The organism is Quatrionicoccus australiensis (assembly GCF_020510425.1).
GTDB classification, from domain to species: Bacteria; Pseudomonadota; Gammaproteobacteria; order Burkholderiales; family Rhodocyclaceae; genus Azonexus; species Azonexus australiensis_A.
Window position 1 is genome coordinate 1744588 of sequence record NZ_JAHBAH010000001.1, and the last position, 14939, is coordinate 1759526.

Annotated in this window: 13 protein-coding genes; 2 read left to right on the forward strand and 11 right to left on the reverse strand. The window is 61.3% G+C overall.

All coding sequences use genetic code 11. The features are described 5' to 3' along the window. Positions 1-168: 168 nt before the first annotated feature. From KIG99_RS08365 to KIG99_RS08380, 4 genes are all read right to left on the reverse strand, one after another. Entirely contained in the window at positions 169-1854 is a 1686-nt protein-coding gene (locus KIG99_RS08365; protein WP_404817877.1) for a cation acetate symporter, read from the reverse strand. Beyond that, entirely contained in the window at positions 1851-2168 is a 318-nt protein-coding gene (locus KIG99_RS08370; protein WP_226441445.1) for a DUF485 domain-containing protein, read from the reverse strand. Before KIG99_RS08370 ends, KIG99_RS08365 begins: the two co-directional genes overlap by 4 nt. A 201-nt stretch (positions 2169-2369) precedes the next feature. Then, entirely contained in the window at positions 2370-4022 is a 1653-nt protein-coding gene (groL, locus tag KIG99_RS08375) for a chaperonin GroEL (RefSeq protein ID WP_226441446.1), read from the reverse strand. A 73-nt stretch (positions 4023-4095) separates the two neighbouring features. Continuing rightward, positions 4096-4386 carry a co-chaperone GroES gene (locus KIG99_RS08380; RefSeq protein ID WP_226441447.1) on the reverse strand — a complete coding sequence of 97 codons (291 nt, stop codon included), beginning with the start codon at positions 4384-4386 and terminating at the stop codon, positions 4096-4098. A gap of 296 nt (positions 4387-4682) precedes the next feature. Between KIG99_RS08380 and rpoH the strand changes: the two genes are divergently transcribed. Both rpoH and KIG99_RS08390 read left to right on the forward strand, forming a co-directional pair. Continuing rightward, positions 4683-5546 carry an RNA polymerase sigma factor RpoH gene (rpoH, locus tag KIG99_RS08385; RefSeq protein ID WP_226459747.1) on the forward strand — a complete coding sequence of 288 codons (864 nt, stop codon included), beginning with the start codon at positions 4683-4685 and terminating at the stop codon, positions 5544-5546. Positions 5547-5682: 136 nt separating this feature from the next. Next, positions 5683-6237, forward strand: a complete 555-nt coding sequence (locus KIG99_RS08390) for an outer membrane protein assembly factor BamE (protein ID WP_226459748.1) — start codon at positions 5683-5685, stop codon at positions 6235-6237. A gap of 8 nt (positions 6238-6245) precedes the next feature. Here the strand turns inward: KIG99_RS08390 and KIG99_RS08395 are convergent, their stop codons facing one another. From KIG99_RS08395 to KIG99_RS08425, 7 genes are all read right to left on the reverse strand, one after another. Next, on the reverse strand, positions 6246-7010 hold the full coding sequence (locus KIG99_RS08395; protein ID WP_226459749.1) for a TatD family hydrolase: 765 nt from the start codon (positions 7008-7010) through the stop codon (positions 6246-6248). Further along, complete coding sequence (locus KIG99_RS08400) at positions 7004-8257, reverse strand: D-amino acid dehydrogenase (RefSeq protein WP_226459750.1); 1254 nt, start codon at positions 8255-8257, stop codon at positions 7004-7006. The genes KIG99_RS08395 and KIG99_RS08400 overlap by 7 nt, the downstream gene beginning before the upstream one ends. After that, positions 8254-10374: a RelA/SpoT family protein gene (locus KIG99_RS08405; protein WP_226459751.1), complete on the reverse strand. Its 2121-nt coding sequence runs from the start codon at positions 10372-10374 to the stop codon at positions 8254-8256. Before KIG99_RS08405 ends, KIG99_RS08400 begins: the two co-directional genes overlap by 4 nt. Before the next feature lie 53 nt (positions 10375-10427). Next, positions 10428-10634 (reverse strand): DNA-directed RNA polymerase subunit omega, encoded by a 207-nt coding sequence (rpoZ, locus tag KIG99_RS08410; RefSeq protein WP_226459752.1) that lies wholly within the window; start codon positions 10632-10634, stop codon positions 10428-10430. 16 nt (positions 10635-10650) lie between these two features. Beyond that, entirely contained in the window at positions 10651-11256 is a 606-nt protein-coding gene (gmk, locus tag KIG99_RS08415; RefSeq protein ID WP_226459753.1) for a guanylate kinase, read from the reverse strand. Between the two features lie 3 nt (positions 11257-11259). After that, on the reverse strand, positions 11260-13851 hold the full coding sequence (locus KIG99_RS08420) for a response regulator (protein WP_226459754.1): 2592 nt from the start codon (positions 13849-13851) through the stop codon (positions 11260-11262). 199 nt (positions 13852-14050) lie between these two features. After that, positions 14051-14917: a YicC/YloC family endoribonuclease gene (locus KIG99_RS08425; protein ID WP_226441455.1), complete on the reverse strand. Its 867-nt coding sequence runs from the start codon at positions 14915-14917 to the stop codon at positions 14051-14053. Positions 14918-14939 lie beyond the last annotated feature (22 nt).

Below are 14939 nucleotides of genomic sequence, written 5' to 3' on the forward strand. Positions count from 1 at the left end.
AAAGCCTGACAAGTCTAACAAATAAACTGCACTGCAATTTCCGCAGTGCACAAGCACGTCCACTGTATTTGCCTCCCAGGCGGTCGACTGCCTGTTTCATGCCAAAATCAGGACGAAAAAAAGCCCGGGTCGAAACCCGGGCTTTTTTACTGACAGCGAGCTGTCGGCTTAGTGACCGCCGGAGGTGGATGCACCCAGGCCGGTTTCCGAACGGATCAGCTGATCCGGGAACAGGGCACGTTCCTTCTTGGCCTGCTCGGAGTTGTCCAGGATGGACACGAGCCAGATCGTGAAGAAAGCCAGGGTCATCGAGAAGATGGCCGGCGAAGAGTACGGGAACGGAGCCGAGCCCTTCGGATTGTGCAGCACGGCTTCCCAGACGTTGGCCGACATCACGGTCAGGGCAACGGCGGCGAAGAGGCCGACGAAACCACCGATGGTAGCGCCCTTGGTCGTGCAGTTCTTCCACAGGACAGACATGAACAGAACCGGGAAGTTGGCAGAACAAGCGATGGCGAAAGCCAGCATCACCATGTAAGCGACGTTTTCCTTTTCGAACAGGATGCCGAGAACAACAGCCAGTGCGCCGAGGCAGATGGTGGTGATCTTGGAAACGCGCAGTTCGTCTTCGGAAGAAGCCTGGCCCTTCTTGAACACCGTAGCGTACAAGTCGTGCGACACGGCAGAAGCACCGGACAGGGTCAGACCAGCCACCACAGCCAGGATGGTTGCGAAGGCCACGGCAGAGATGAAGCCGAGGAACAGGTCGCCACCAACAGCCCGGGACAGATGCACAGCAGCCATGTTGCCGCCGCCCTTCAGGCCCTTGGCGATTTCGCCGCCGACGTAGTAGTCAGCCGGGTTCTGCACCAGATTGACGATGGCGCCAAAACCGATGATGAAGGTCAGGATGTAGAAGTAGCCGATCCAGGTGGTCGCCCAGCCCACGGACTTGCGAGCTTCCTTGGCAGACGGCACCGTGAAGAAGCGCATCAGGATGTGCGGCAGGCCAGCCGTACCGAACATCAGGGCCATACCGACCGAGATCGCGGAAACCGGATCCTTGATCAGGGCACCCGGCGACATGATGGCGTCGTGCTTGGAGTGAACTTCAACAGCCTTGGTGAACAGCGCTTCCGGGCTGAAACCGAACTGCAGCAGCACGGAGACGGCCATGAAGGTCGCACCGGTCAGGAGCATGACGGCCTTGATGATCTGCACCCAGGTCGTTGCGGTCATACCGCCGAACAGCACGTACATCATCATGATGATGCCGACCATGATCACGGCGTAGTGATATTCCAGACCGAAGAGAACCTTGATCAGCTGACCGGCACCAACCATCTGCGCAATCATGTAGAAAGCGACGACGACCAGGGAGCCGGTAGCGGCAAAGGAACGAACCGGGGTCTGGGCAAAACGGTAGGCAGCCACGTCAGCGAACGTGAACTTGCCGAGGTTGCGCAGACGCTCAGCCATCAGGAAGGTAATGATCGGCCAGCCGACCAGCCAGCCGATCGAGAAGATCAGGCCGTCAAAGCCGTTGGCGAACACCAGACCGGAAATACCCAGGAAGGAAGCGGCAGACATGTAGTCGCCGGCGATTGCCAGGCCGTTCTGGAAACCGGTGATACCACCGCCGGCCGTGTAGAAGTCAGCAGCGGTCTTGGTCTTGCCGGCAGCCCACTTGGTGATGTAGAGGGTGAAACCGACGAAGGCGCCGAACATGGCGATCGCGGTCCAGTTGGTAGCCTGCTGGGTCGTCTGACCCAGATCAGCACCGGCAGCAGCGGCAGCACCGGCTGCCAGCAGGGCGACCAGGCCGCCCAGGATGTGTTTGTAGTTGGCGTTCACTGACCGGCCTCCTTCAGAACTTGGGCGGCTTCGTCGTCGAATTCCGTATTGGCACGACGAACGTAGATGTTGGTGAGAACAATGGTGAAGATGATGACACCCAGACCCATCGGGATGCCGATGGAAGTGGTGTAACCCTCGCCGATCTTCGTGGCCAGCCATTCCTTGTTGAAAGCGATCAACAGGATGTAGCCGTAGTACACGATCATCATGAGCGAAGTCATCATGAACGCGTAGGCGTTACGCTTGGCGATCAGCGACTTGAATTTCGGGTTGTCCCGAATCTGCGCATAGCTGCCGGTGTGCTGTGACATTGATTTGCTCCTCAGACTATATTGTTTATAGAGGCATTGCTGCGGAGCGTAATTTAGGCGGAGCGTCTTACAGCCAACTTACAGCGCGTAAGCGATTTCGAAATAGTTAATTTATTGCAGTAAGCATTAATTAATTGCCGGACAAAAAAAGCCCCGCACAAGGCGGGGCTCTTCTCAAGCGGTGAGGCCTGGACGGGGCAATTACATGCCCATGCCGCCCATACCACCCATGCCGCCCATACCGCCCATGTCAGGCATGCCGCCGGCCGGCTTGTCATCGGCCAGTTCAGCAACCATGCATTCGGTGGTCAGCATCAGAGCAGCCACGGAAGCGGCGTTCTGCAGTGCGGTGCGGGTGACCTTGGTCGGATCCAGCACGCCCATTTCAACCATGTCGCCGTACTCGCCGGTGGAAGCGTTGTAACCGTAGTTACCCTTGCCACGCTGCACCTTGTCGACCACAACAGACGGCTCGTCACCGGCATTGGCGACGATTTCGCGTAGCGGCTGTTCCATGGCGCGCAGCACGATCTTGATGCCGGCATCTTGATCGTGGTTGTCACCCTTGAGCTTGCCAACGGCAGCACGGGCGCGGATCAGGGCAACGCCGCCGCCGGCGACGATACCTTCTTCCACGGCAGCGCGGGTAGCGTGCAGCGCATCTTCAACGCGAGCCTTCTTTTCCTTCATTTCGACTTCGGTCGCTGCACCAACCTTGATGACGGCAACGCCGCCAGCCAGCTTGGCAACACGTTCCTGCAGCTTTTCCTTGTCGTAATCGGAAGTGGCTTCCTCGATCTGGATACGGATCTGCTTGACGCGAGCTTCGATGGCAGCAGCTTCGCCGGCGCCGTCGATGATCGTGGTGTTTTCCTTGGCGACTTCGATGCGCTTGGCCTGGCCCAGATCCTTCAGGACAGCCTTTTCCAGCGTCAGGCCGGTTTCTTCGGCGATCACGGTACCGCCGGTCAGGATGGCGATATCTTCGAGCATGGCCTTGCGACGATCGCCAAAGCCCGGGGCCTTGACGGCAACGGTCTTCAGGATGCCACGGATGTTGTTGACGACCAGGGTAGCCAGGGCTTCGCCATCGACATCTTCAGCGATGATCAGCAGCGGACGGCCGGCCTTGGCGACTTGTTCCAGGATCGGCAGCAGGTCGCGGATGTTGGAGATCTTCTTGTCGAAGAGCAGGACGAACGGGTTTTCGAGCAGGGCTTGCTGCTTGTCGCCGTTGTTGATGAAGTAGGGCGACAGGTAGCCGCGATCGAACTGCATGCCTTCGACGACGTCGAGTTCGTTGGCCAGGGACTTGCCGTCTTCAACGGTGATGACGCCTTCCTTGCCGACCTTTTCCATGGCATTGGCGATGATTTCGCCGATGTCAGCATCGGAGTTGGCGGAAATGGAACCGACCTGGGCGATTTCCTTGGTCGTCGTGCAGGGCTTGGAGAAAGCCTGCAGTTCGGCGATGGTGGCGACCACAGCCTTGTCGATACCGCGCTTCAGGTCCATCGGGTTCATGCCGGCGGCAACGTACTTCATGCCTTCGCGGACGATGGCCTGGGCCAGAACGGTGGCGGTCGTGGTGCCGTCACCGGCGATGTCGGAGGTCTTGGAAGCAACTTCCTTGACCATCTGGGCGCCCATGTTGGCGAACTTGTCCTTCAGTTCGATTTCCTTGGCGACGGAAACGCCGTCCTTGGTGACGGTCGGGCCGCCGAAGGAACGCTCGAGCACAACGTTGCGACCCTTCGGGCCGAGGGTAACCTTGACTGCATCAGCCAGGATGTTGATGCCTTCGACCATGCGGGCACGGGCGGAATCACCGAATTTGACTTCTTTAGCTGCCATTTATAGCTCCTGAATTTTGATCTGTTTTTCCGGTTGACCGCTGGCCAACCGAAGTTTTGCCGGGGTGCAGGAATTACTTCTGCAGAACGCCCATGATGTCTTCTTCACGCATGACCAGGACTTCCTGGCCATCGACCTTGACGGACTGGCCGGCGTACTTGCCGAACAGAACGCGGTCACCCACCTTGACGTCCAGGGCGATCTGCTTGCCGTTGTCGTCGCGCTTGCCCGGGCCAACGGCCAGGATTTCGCCCTGATCCGGCTTTTCGCCAGCGGAATCAGGAATGACGATGCCGGAAGCGGTGGTGCGTTCGGCTTCAACGCGCTTGACGATCACACGGTCGTGCAAAGGACGGATATTCATAAGGCTAACTCCTCGTGGTTCACAGAGATGAAATTGGCCGGCACACCTAAAGGCGCCCGGGAACGGAGCGGGCTATTGTTAGCACTCGCAACCGGTGAGTGCTAAATAATAAGGTCGCCCCCCGGGGATTTCAAGAGGCGACGACAAAATAGAGACTCACAGCCACCGTCTGACGAATCGGCACACCTTGATTCGCTATGGCGACAACACGCTTCGGGAAACTTTTTCCACTATTAGCACTCACAGGCAGCGAGTGCTAGAATGTATTTGCAACCCTTGCAGGAGAAAACCACGCTATGACCCACGCCTTGGCGCTTCCCATCCCGTCAGCAGTCGGTAACATCGATGCCTATATCCAGGCCGCGAACCGTTATCCCATGCTTTCCGAGGCTGAGGAGATCAGGCTGGCCGAGCGTTTCCATGATGAAGGTGATGTGGAAGCGGCCCGCCAGCTCGTGCTCTCGCATCTTCGCCTCGTCATCTCCATTGCCCGCGGCTATCTCGGCTACGGCCTGCCGCATGCCGACCTCATCCAGGAAGGCAACATCGGCCTGATGAAGGCAGTCAAACGCTACGACCCGACGCGCGGCGTGCGTCTGGTTTCGTTTGCCATGCACTGGATCAAGGCTGAAATCCACGAATACATCCTGAAGAACTGGCGCCTGGTCAAAGTGGCGACGACCAAGGCGCAGCGCAAGCTGTTCTTCAACCTGCGCAGCCTGAAGAACGACTACGAAGGCGTCGATACGCTGTCCGGCACGCAGGCCGGCGAAGTGGCGACCCGTCTCGGCGTCAAGCCGGAAGAAGTGGTCGAGATGGAAACCCGCCTGACCGGCCGCGACTTGGCACTGGAAGGCAGCCCGGACGACAGCGACGAAGCTTTTGCGCCGATCGATTACCTCGCCGACTCGCGCTACGAGCCGACCCGCGTCATCGAGAACAAGGCGATTGCCCGGCAGCAGAACGAAGGCCTGCAGGAAGCGCTTGGCACACTCGATGCGCGCAGCCGCCGCATCATCGAGGCACGCTGGCTGCATGACGGCGAAGCGGCAACGTTGCACGACCTGGCCGACGAGTTCTCGGTGTCGGCCGAGCGGATTCGCCAGATCGAAGTCAAGGCGCTGCAAAAGATGCGCGGCGCACTGGCTGAAGCGGCCTGATCCCGTACAGGACATCCAGAAAGGGGAGCTTCGGCTCCCCTTTTTGTTGATGCAGGCTGGACTCGCCAATGCCATGCTCATTTCGCAAACGAAGCTGCTAGGATTGCCATCCGCCCCCTTCAAAGGAGTTACCACCTTGAAACTTGCCGCATTCCTTTGCCTCGCCGCGCTGAGCGCAGCAAACGCCGCCGCCGAGGGTTACGGTTTCCTGTGCTGCAACATGCGCACCGACGGGAGCTGGATCAGCGACATCAATTATGCCGACAGCGGCAAGACGATGCTCCCGGCCGGCACGCCTCTGTCGATGGACGGCTACGGCAAGCACCGCGTCCTGTTAACGATCAATGGCCGCCGCCAGGCAATCGGCAACGACTACAGCCGCAACATGTCGCTCGATGCCTTCGCCAAACGCTATATCGTCGAGCAGGACCCGCTGATCAAACTGAAGTCTTATCCGAAAAGAATCCAGGAAGCGATCGGCAGCGCCCGCCTGGTTCGCGGCATGAATCGCGAACAGGTGCTGATGGCGGTCGGCTATCCGGTCTATGACGAGAACCCGCTGATCGAGAGCAAGACCTGGCATTACTGGTTGAGCAGTTTTGAGGGCTTCGACGCCATTTTTGACGAAAACGGCGTGTTGACCGCTATCGAAGCCAGGCCGGAAGTCCGCCGCAAGGTCGTTGCGGAATAAGGACTGAGTCAGCCCAGCCCGGGCAATACGTGCCGGGCGTTGGCAGCGGTGATCGCCGCCAGTTCGTCCGGCGCCATGGCGCGCAAGCCGGCCAGCACCTTGGCGATGCGCGGCAGTTCAGCCGGCGCATTGCGGCCGCGCGCCAACCAGGCCGGCGGGATGTCCGGCGCATCGGTTTCAAGCACGATGGCGTCGAGCAGCAAAGTCGCCGCCAGATCACGGATACGCGTCGAGCCGCTGAAGGTCATGGCGCCGCCGAAGCCCAGCTTGAAACCGAGCTTGATGAATTCTTCCGCCTGCTGCCGGCTGCCATTGAAGGCATGCGCGATGCCGCCGCGAACCGGATGCCGGCGCAGGTATTTGAGCACCTGATCAACCGCCCGCCGGACATGCAGCAATACCGGCAAGTTGAATTCCTGCGCCAGTTTCAGTTGTTCGACGAAGAAAAATGCCTGGCGCTCGGGATCGAGTCCGGCAACGTAGTAATCGAGCCCGATCTCGCCGACCGCGACTGGCTTCTCGGCGCGCAGCCAGTCGCGCAATACGGCCAGATCTTCGTCTTTGGCCGACATCACGTAGAGCGGATGAATACCGTAAGCGGCGACACAACCGGGATAGCGGGCGACCGTGGTTTTGACCGCCAGAAAGTTGTCGACCGCTACGGCCGGCACGACGATGCGCTCGACGCCGGCGACCAGTGCCGCCGCATGCACTGCATCGCGATCCGGCGAAAACTCGGCCGCATCGAGATGACAGTGGGTGTCGATCAGCATCGGATGAAGGGGAAATCCGGTGCCGCGCGCTGGCCGCTCATCAAGTCGGCCAATGCCGCCGCCGAACCGCAGGACAGCGTCCAGCCCAGCGTGCCGTGGCCGGTGTTGAGCCACAGGTTGGCGTAGCGCGTGCGACCGATGTACGGCAGATTGGACGGCGTCGCCGGACGCAGGCCGCACCAGTATTCCGGTTCGGCCGCCAGATCAAGGCCGGGAAACAGGCGTTGCGTGCGCTCGATCAAGGCGCGGCAGCGCACTGGATTGAGTTCGAGGTTGTAGCCGTTGAACTCGGCCGTGCCGGCAATACGCAGGCGATTGCCGAAGCGGGAAAAGACCAGCTTGCGCTCGTCGTCGGTCAGGCTGACCGTCGGCGCGACACAACCATCGGCCAAAGTCAGCGTTGCCGAATAGCCCTTGGCCGGATAGACCGGCAAGCCGATGCCGAGCGGCTTGAGCAGCAAGGGCGAATAGCTGCCCAGCGCCAGCACGTAGGCATCGGCCTGCAGCATGCGCGCAGCGTCGGCGTCATGCACCTGCACGCCGCTGATCTTGCCGTCGGCCGCGACGATACGGTCGACCGTCGTATTCAGGCAAAAATCAACGCCGGCCGCCTGCGCCTTGTCGGCCAGTGCGCGCGTGAATTTGTGGGCGTCGCCCGACTCGTCCGACGGCGTGTAATCGCCACCGACCAGCAGATGACGGGCGCCGCTCAGGGCCGGTTCGATTTCCAGGCATTTTTCGACGTCGACCGTCTCGCGATCCAGCCCGAATTCGCGCATGATGCGCGCCGCCTCGACGGCGCGTTCGCACTCGTCGGCTTCGGTGTAGATATGCAGGATGCCGCGCTCGAGATGGTCGTAGCGCAGATCGAGCTCCTGGCGCAGCGCCTGCAGCTGGCTGCGACTGTAAAGCGCGAGGGCGACGATCGCCGCGATGTTGTGGCGCGTCCGGCCGGGCAGGCATTCGCGCAGGAAACGCAGGCCCCAGGCGAGTTGCGCCGGATCGGCCCGCCAGCGCCAGAGAAGCGGCGCATCCTCGCGCCCCAGCCATTTCAGCAGGCGCGGCAGGACATGCGGATTGGCCCAGGGTTCGGCATGCGAGACGGAAATCTGGCCGCCGTTGGCGAAGCTGGTTTCGTTGCCGGCCACCGGCTGGCGATCGACGACCGTCACCTCGTGTCCGGCGCGGGCGAGATACCATGCGGTCGTGGTGCCGACGACGCCGGCGCCCAGCACGAGTACCCTCAAACTTCGCTCCCGCGCTCCCGCACGATGCGGGTGACTTCCGGAATATGGCGCATGCCGCGCATCACGGCTGCCAGATGGTTGCGGTGCGCGACCTGGATGGTGAAGCGGAGCAGCGTGAACAGATGCTCGGAATCGGCATCCATCGAAACATGCTCGATGTTCGAGCCGGCTTCGGCGATCGCCGCGGCGACCTGGGCGAGCACGCCGCGCGTGTTCTTGACCTCGACCTTGATCCGGATGTCGAACAGTTTGCCTTCTTCCGGCTCCCATTCGACATCGATCCACTTCTGCGGCTCGGTCGAGCGCGACTTGCGGATGCTCGGGCAGTCATGGGTATGAATCACCAGACCGCTGCCCTTCCTGATCGAACCGATGATCGGATCGCCCGGAATCGGCTGGCAACAGCGCGCCAGCTGGATGGCCATACCTTCGGTACCGTGGATGGCGAGCGCCATGTTGCCCGGCAGGTCGGTGCCCATGTCCTCGCGCGCCAGCAGGCGACGGGCAACCACGGAAGGCAGGCGCTTGCCGAGGCCGATGTCGGTGTAGATCTCTTCGATGTTCTTCTGGCCGCTCGACTTGACCATCTGGTCCCAGGCATCGGCCGGGATCGAGATCGGCACGACGCCGAGCGAGAGCAGTTCCTGGCGCAGCAGGCGTTCGCCCAGACGCGACGATTCCTCGTTCTGCATCGTGCGCAGGAAGTGGCGGATCTTGCTGCGCGCCCGCCCGGTCTTGACGTAAGTCAGCCAGACCGGATTCGGGCTGGCCTGCGCCGAGGTGATGATCTCCACCAGATCGCCATTGCGCATCTCGGTGCGCAGCGGCGCCAGTTCGTGATTGACGCGTGCCGCCGAGCAGTGGTGGCCGACGTCGGTATGCACGGCGTAGGCGAAGTCGACCACGGTGGCGCCGCGCGGCAGGGCCATGATCTTGCCCTTGGGCGTGAACACGTAAACCTCGTCCGGGAAGAGGTCGATCTTGACGTTCTCGAAGAACTCGGACGAGTCGCCGCTCTGCATTTCGAGCAGGGACTGCAGCCACTTGTGCGTCTTGATCTGCAGATCGGCGCCGCTATCCTCGATGTCCTTGTACAGCCAGTGAGCGGCAACGCCCTCCTGCGCGACATGATGCATCTCGTGCGTGCGGATCTGCACCTCGACCGGCGTACCGTACGGACCGATCAGCGTCGTGTGCAGCGACTGGTAGCCGTTCGCCTTGGGAATCGCGATGTAGTCCTTGAACTTGCCGGGCACCGGCTTGTACAGCGCATGCAGGGCGCCGAGCGCCAGGTAGCAGGTCGGCACATTCTCGACGACGACCCGGAAACCATAGATATCGAGCACCTGTGAGAAGGAGAGGTGCTTTTCCTTCATCTTGCAGAAGGTCGAGTACAGGCTCTTTTCGCGCCCGAACACCTCGGACTTCAGACCGGCACTCGTCAGCTTGTCGCGAATGCCGTCGAGAATGCGCGACAGCAGTTCCTTGCGATTGCCGCGTGCCGCCTTCATCGCCTTGGTCAGCACCTCGGCGCGATGCGGGTGGATCAGGCGAAAGCAGGTGTCCTGCAACTCGCGGTACAGCTTGTTCAAGCCCAGACGCAGCGCGATCGGCGCGTAGATTTCCAGGGTTTCGCGGGCGATGCGGGCGCGCTTGTCCTGACGCATCGCCGACATCGTCGCCAGATTGTGCTGGCGGTCGGCGAGCTTGATCAGCACGACGCGCAGGTCGCGCGCCATCGCCATCAGCATCTTGCGGAAATTCTCGGCCTGCGCCTCCTGGTAGGAAGCGAATTCCATCTTGTCGAGCTTGGACAGGCCATCGACCAGCTCGGCGACTTCCTTGCCGAACAGGTCGGCCAGTTCGCGCTTGCTGGTGCCGGTGTCTTCCAGCACGTCGTGGAGCAGTGCCGCCATCACGGCATCGGCATCCATCCGCCATTCGACGACGGCGCCGGCCACAGCCAGCGGATGCGTGATGTAGGCTTCGCCGGACATGCGCTTCTGGTGCGCATGCGCCTTGGCCGAGAAGGCATACGCCTTCTCGATCTGCGCTACTTCTTCCGGAGAAAGATAGTCGAGACTATCGAGAAAAACCCGGTAGGCGGGTTCTTCCATGGCAGGCGGTGGTGATGACGGCGTTGACCCCATCAGCATTCACCGCGCCGAACTCAGCCCAGACTGCGGTTGAGGATTTCGATGCCGACCTTGCCGGCGCCGACTTCGCGCAGGGCAACAACCGTCGGCTTGTGCTTGCCGGCTTCGACCAGCGGGGTCGCGCCATTGGCCAGCTGACGGGCACGGTTGGCCGCCGTCAGGGTCATCTGGAAGCGGTTGGGAATTCTTTTCAGGCAGTCATCAATCGTAACGCGAGCCATGTAAAACCTCGGAAAATCAGATCATTCGGTCGAAGAGGGCAGCGTGCCGGGCAGCTTGCGCGGCGTACTGCAAACGGGATGCACGCACCACGGCGCGCAGATCAAGCAGCGCCTCTTCCAGTTGGTTGTTAATAATAACATAGTCGAATTCCCCGACATGGAGCATCTCGGCCTGTGCTGCGGCCAGACGACGCGCGATGACGTCGGCGGCATCGGTGCCGCGCCCGGTCAGACGGCGTTCCAGCTCTTCCATCGAGGGCGGCAAAATGAAGATGCCGATCGCCTCGGGAAACTGCTGCCGCACCTGTTGCGCGCCCTGCCAGTCGATTTCGAGCAGGACATCGGCGTCGACCGCCAGCTGGTCGGCAATCCATTTTTTCGAAGTGCCGTAGAAATTGCCATGCACTTCGGCCCATTCGAGAAACTCCTGACGCTCGATCATGGCGCGGAAAGTTGTCGTGTCGACGAAATGGTATTCGCGGCCGTCCTGCTCGCCCGGCCGCGGCTGGCGGGTGGTGAAGGAGATCGACAGGCGCACCGGCTCGGCTTCGAGCAGGAGGCGTACAAGCGTGGTCTTGCCGGCGCCGGACGGGGCGGCGACGACATAAAGATTTCCGGCCATGGTTTATTCCTGGGTTGGACGTTTCTGATCAGCGACTGCCCGCGGCAGCCAGTGCAGCAGTTTACTGAAAAGTAGCTCCGGGTCGACCGGCTTCGGTATGTGATCGTTCATTCCCGCCGCCAGACAGCGTGCCCGGTCGGCATCGAAGGCGTTGGCCGTCATCGCCAGAATCGGTGTCTGGCCGTACGCAGGCAAGGCGCGAATCTGCTGCGTGGCAGTGAAACCATCCATTTCCGGCATCAACAGATCCATCAGGATCAGGTCGTAGCAGGCATTACTGGCCATGCGCACGGCAAGCGCGCCGTTTTCGGCCAGATCGACCTGCAGCCCGGCGAAATCGCGCAGCAGCTCAAGCGCCACCTCCTGGTTGATCTGGTCGTCTTCCACCAGCAACAGGCGGGCAGTGCAGCAGTTTTCCCGAAGCGTCGCTTCATTGTCGGCGAGCACTGCGGAATCCGCCTCTTCCGGACGGTCGACCGCTGCCAGCTTGCCAAAACGGACATTGATCCAGAAGGTGCTACCGACACCCGGTGTGCTTTCGACACCAACGGCGCCGCCCATCAACTCACCTAGACGCCGGTTGATCGCCAGCCCGAGACCGGTACCGCCATACTGGCGAGTCGTTGAGTTGTCCGCCTGCTCGAAGGCCATGAAGAGGCGTGGCAATACCTCTGCCGCAATGCCGATCCCGCTGTCCTGCACTTCGAAACGGGCGAGCAGCGAGCTTTCATTTTCTTCAAGCACCCGCGCCCGCAGTTCGATGCCGCCCGTCGCGGTGAACTTGATCGCATTTGCCAGGTAATTGAGCAGCGCCTGCGACAAACGCGTCCGGTCGCCCACCAGCAGCGCCGGCAGATCACCCGTCGAGGTCGTGAATGACAAGCCTTTGACCTGCGCCCGACCGGCGTAAAGACCACTCAGTTCCGCCAGCACATCGGCCACGGCGAAAGGCGCCGATTCGATGACCAGCTTGCCGGACTCGATTTTCGAGATATCGAGCACGTCGTTGATGATCGCCATCAGATGATGGGCCGAGCTCGAAATCTTGTCCAGACGGTCGACCTGCGCCGGCACCAGCAATTCACGCTGCAACAGGTGAGTCAGGCCGATGATGGCATTCATCGGCGTGCGGATCTCGTGACTCATGTTGGCCAGGAAGCTGCTCTTGGCGCGACTGGCCGACTCCGCGGCGTCCTTGGCGCTCTCCAGTTCGACCGTTCGCTCGCGAACCAGGCATTCGAGGTGCAGGCGATAGTTTTCCAGCTCCTTCGCATTTTTCTTCTGCTCGTCGATATCGGTCATCAGCCCGACCAGCCCGACCGGACAACCGCGCCCATCCTGCAAGGGCCGGGCACAGAGAAAGCCCCAGAACACACCGCCATCAGCCCGCCGATAGACCCGTTCGTGACGGGCAAAGGGGACTTCGGCACGGAGCAGGCGCCGCAACCAGTCTGCGGCCTCCGCGCGCTCGGCATCAACGACATAGGTCAGGTAATCGCTGCCCATCAGCTGCTCGAGACGGCAAGCCAGCATGCCGGCCATGCGCTCGTTGGCATGCGTGATCCGCCCCTGCGCATCCAGCAGAAAGATGGCGCCGTCGGACGCCTCGAAGATGGTCCGCAGCATGCCCTCGCGATCCGCCAGACGCCGTGCATAGCGCTGCAGGAGCAGCACACACAGACCGCTCAGCACGATGAAGACGAGCAGCAGCACGAGCGTCGTCAGCACCTGGTTGCGCCAGGGGGCCAGGTAATCGTCCTCGGCCACCCCGACATTGACGTAGAAGCGGTACTGCGGATTGAAACGAAAAACGTGCAGGCGCGGCATGCCATCAACACTGCTGACGCCGGCCCGGTAAACCCCGTGCAGGGGATTCGCCGCCAGCGCCGTGTGAAAATCATCGGAAACTACCGTCGAACCATAGTTCACCAGCGCCCCGATCTTCGGCAGGCGAACCATGACCCCCAGATCGGCATCACGCAGACTGACCGTGCCATGCGCCCCCAGTTGCAAGGCGCCGAAATGTTTTTCGAAATGTTCGAGGCTCAGGCTGGCGTAGGCAACCCCGGCAAACGCGCCATGCCGGTCACTGAGTCGACGCGCCAGCACAATCGCCCACTTGCCGCTGATCCGGCCAACGATCGGCTTGGAAATGACCAGCCCGGTGCTGGCGTCAGCGCGTAAGAGCTTGAAATAGTCGCGATCCGCCAGGCTTGAACTGGCGCCTGTCTCGCCGCCGGCATCGGCAATGCTCAGGCGCTGCATCGACTCCTGGCGCGCCGCCAGACGCGCCAGGAACGCATCCATGTCGCTGCGCCCCACCGGACCAAGCTGCGCCCGCCGCTCATATTCATCGGCCACCGAGCGCAGGATCAGATCAACCTTTTCCAGCGAAGCCGCGACATCGCGCTCGAGCACCTGGGTCAGGTTCTCTGCCTCCAGTGTGGCACTGGAGCGAACGTGCTCAAGCCCGCTTTGCAGGAACAAGCCGGCGAAAGCGCAAATGCACAGGACCACCGTCAGCCAGCCGGCAAACAGTTGCCAGGCCAGCGTCCGCGGCGAAACCGTCGAGGCATTTTGAATCGGGGTCGGCATGCCGGACAGCCTCCTTTGCAAGACCTGAAAAACCCGAAATGCGAATGAAGAACGCACCTGGGAAGCAAACACCCTTATGAAAAAGGCATTGCCAGTCTAGCGCAAAAAGAGGCCCCGCTGCACAGCAGGAATGCATCGGGCATGCGACGCCCGAGAGCAAGAACCGGCCGGACTTTTGCCCGACCGGGAAACGCCGGAACTACTCCAGATTCTGGATCTGTTCGCGCATCTGCTCGATGAGCAGCTTGAGATCGACCGAGGCTTGCGACACCTCGGTAATCGCCGATTTGGAACCGAGCGTATTGGCTTCGCGATTGAGTTCCTGCATCAGGAAATCGAGGCGCTTGCCGCTGGCGCCGCCCTGACGGAGAACACGTTCGACTTCGTCGAGATGGGTACCGAGACGGCTCAGTTCTTCGGCGACATCGATGCGCGTCGCGAACACGGCGACTTCCTGCATGATGCGGTCGTCGCTGGCGTTGCCGAGGGCTTCCTGCAGACGCTGGCGCAGCTTGTCGGCGAACAGGGCCTGCGCTTCGGGAATGCGCGGCGCCACGTTGCGGACGATGTCGCGCATGGCGTTCACCCGGTCGACGATCATTGCAGCCAGTTTTTCACCTTCGCGGCCGCGGCTGGCGGTGAATTCGTCCAGCACCTCGCGGGCCAGCGCCAGCACCGGCGCATTGAAGGTGGCAAAGTCGATCGACTGGTCGCCGAACATGCCCGGCCAGCGCAGCACGTCATTGACCGAGAGCGGTCGCGCTTCCGGCATCGCTTCGCGAACGCGCGCGTTGAGCACGGTCAGCGAGCCGAGCAGGTCGGCGTTGAGTTCGAGCTGATCGGCGCGTGCCGCCGACGCATTGAAGGACAGCCGACACTCGATCTTGCCGCGCGCCAGACGCGAGGCAAGCAGTTCACGCAACGGCATCTCGAGCGCACGCAAATCTTCGCTGATGCGAAAATGAAAATCGAGATAGCGGGAATTGACGCTTTTAAGCTCAAGTTGCAGCGTTCCGCGCTCGATATCGCGCGTTTTAACTGCATAACCGGTCATACTGGAAATCATGTCTGGAGTGTCTCCGCTTTAC

Excerpts from the sequence above, each read along its gene's own strand:
- KIG99_RS08370 (WP_226441445.1), bottom strand. The coding sequence starts at position 2,168 with ATGTCACAGCACACCGGCAGCTATGCGCAGATTCGGGACAACCCGAAA.
- groL (WP_226441446.1), bottom strand. The coding sequence starts at position 4,022 with ATGGCAGCTAAAGAAGTCAAATTCGGTGATTCCGCCCGTGCCCGCATG.
- KIG99_RS08380 (WP_226441447.1), bottom strand. The coding sequence starts at position 4,386 with ATGAATATCCGTCCTTTGCACGACCGTGTGATCGTCAAGCGCGTTGAA.
- rpoH (WP_226459747.1), top strand. The coding sequence starts at position 4,683 with ATGACCCACGCCTTGGCGCTTCCCATCCCGTCAGCAGTCGGTAACATC.
- KIG99_RS08395 (WP_226459749.1), bottom strand. The coding sequence starts at position 7,010 with ATGCTGATCGACACCCACTGTCATCTCGATGCGGCCGAGTTTTCGCCG.
- KIG99_RS08405 (WP_226459751.1), bottom strand. The coding sequence starts at position 10,374 with ATGGAAGAACCCGCCTACCGGGTTTTTCTCGATAGTCTCGACTATCTT.
- rpoZ (WP_226459752.1), bottom strand. The coding sequence starts at position 10,634 with ATGGCTCGCGTTACGATTGATGACTGCCTGAAAAGAATTCCCAACCGC.
- gmk (WP_226459753.1), bottom strand. The coding sequence starts at position 11,256 with ATGGCCGGAAATCTTTATGTCGTCGCCGCCCCGTCCGGCGCCGGCAAG.
- KIG99_RS08420 (WP_226459754.1), bottom strand. The coding sequence starts at position 13,851 with ATGCCGACCCCGATTCAAAATGCCTCGACGGTTTCGCCGCGGACGCTG.
- KIG99_RS08425 (WP_226441455.1), bottom strand. The coding sequence starts at position 14,917 with ATGATTTCCAGTATGACCGGTTATGCAGTTAAAACGCGCGATATCGAG.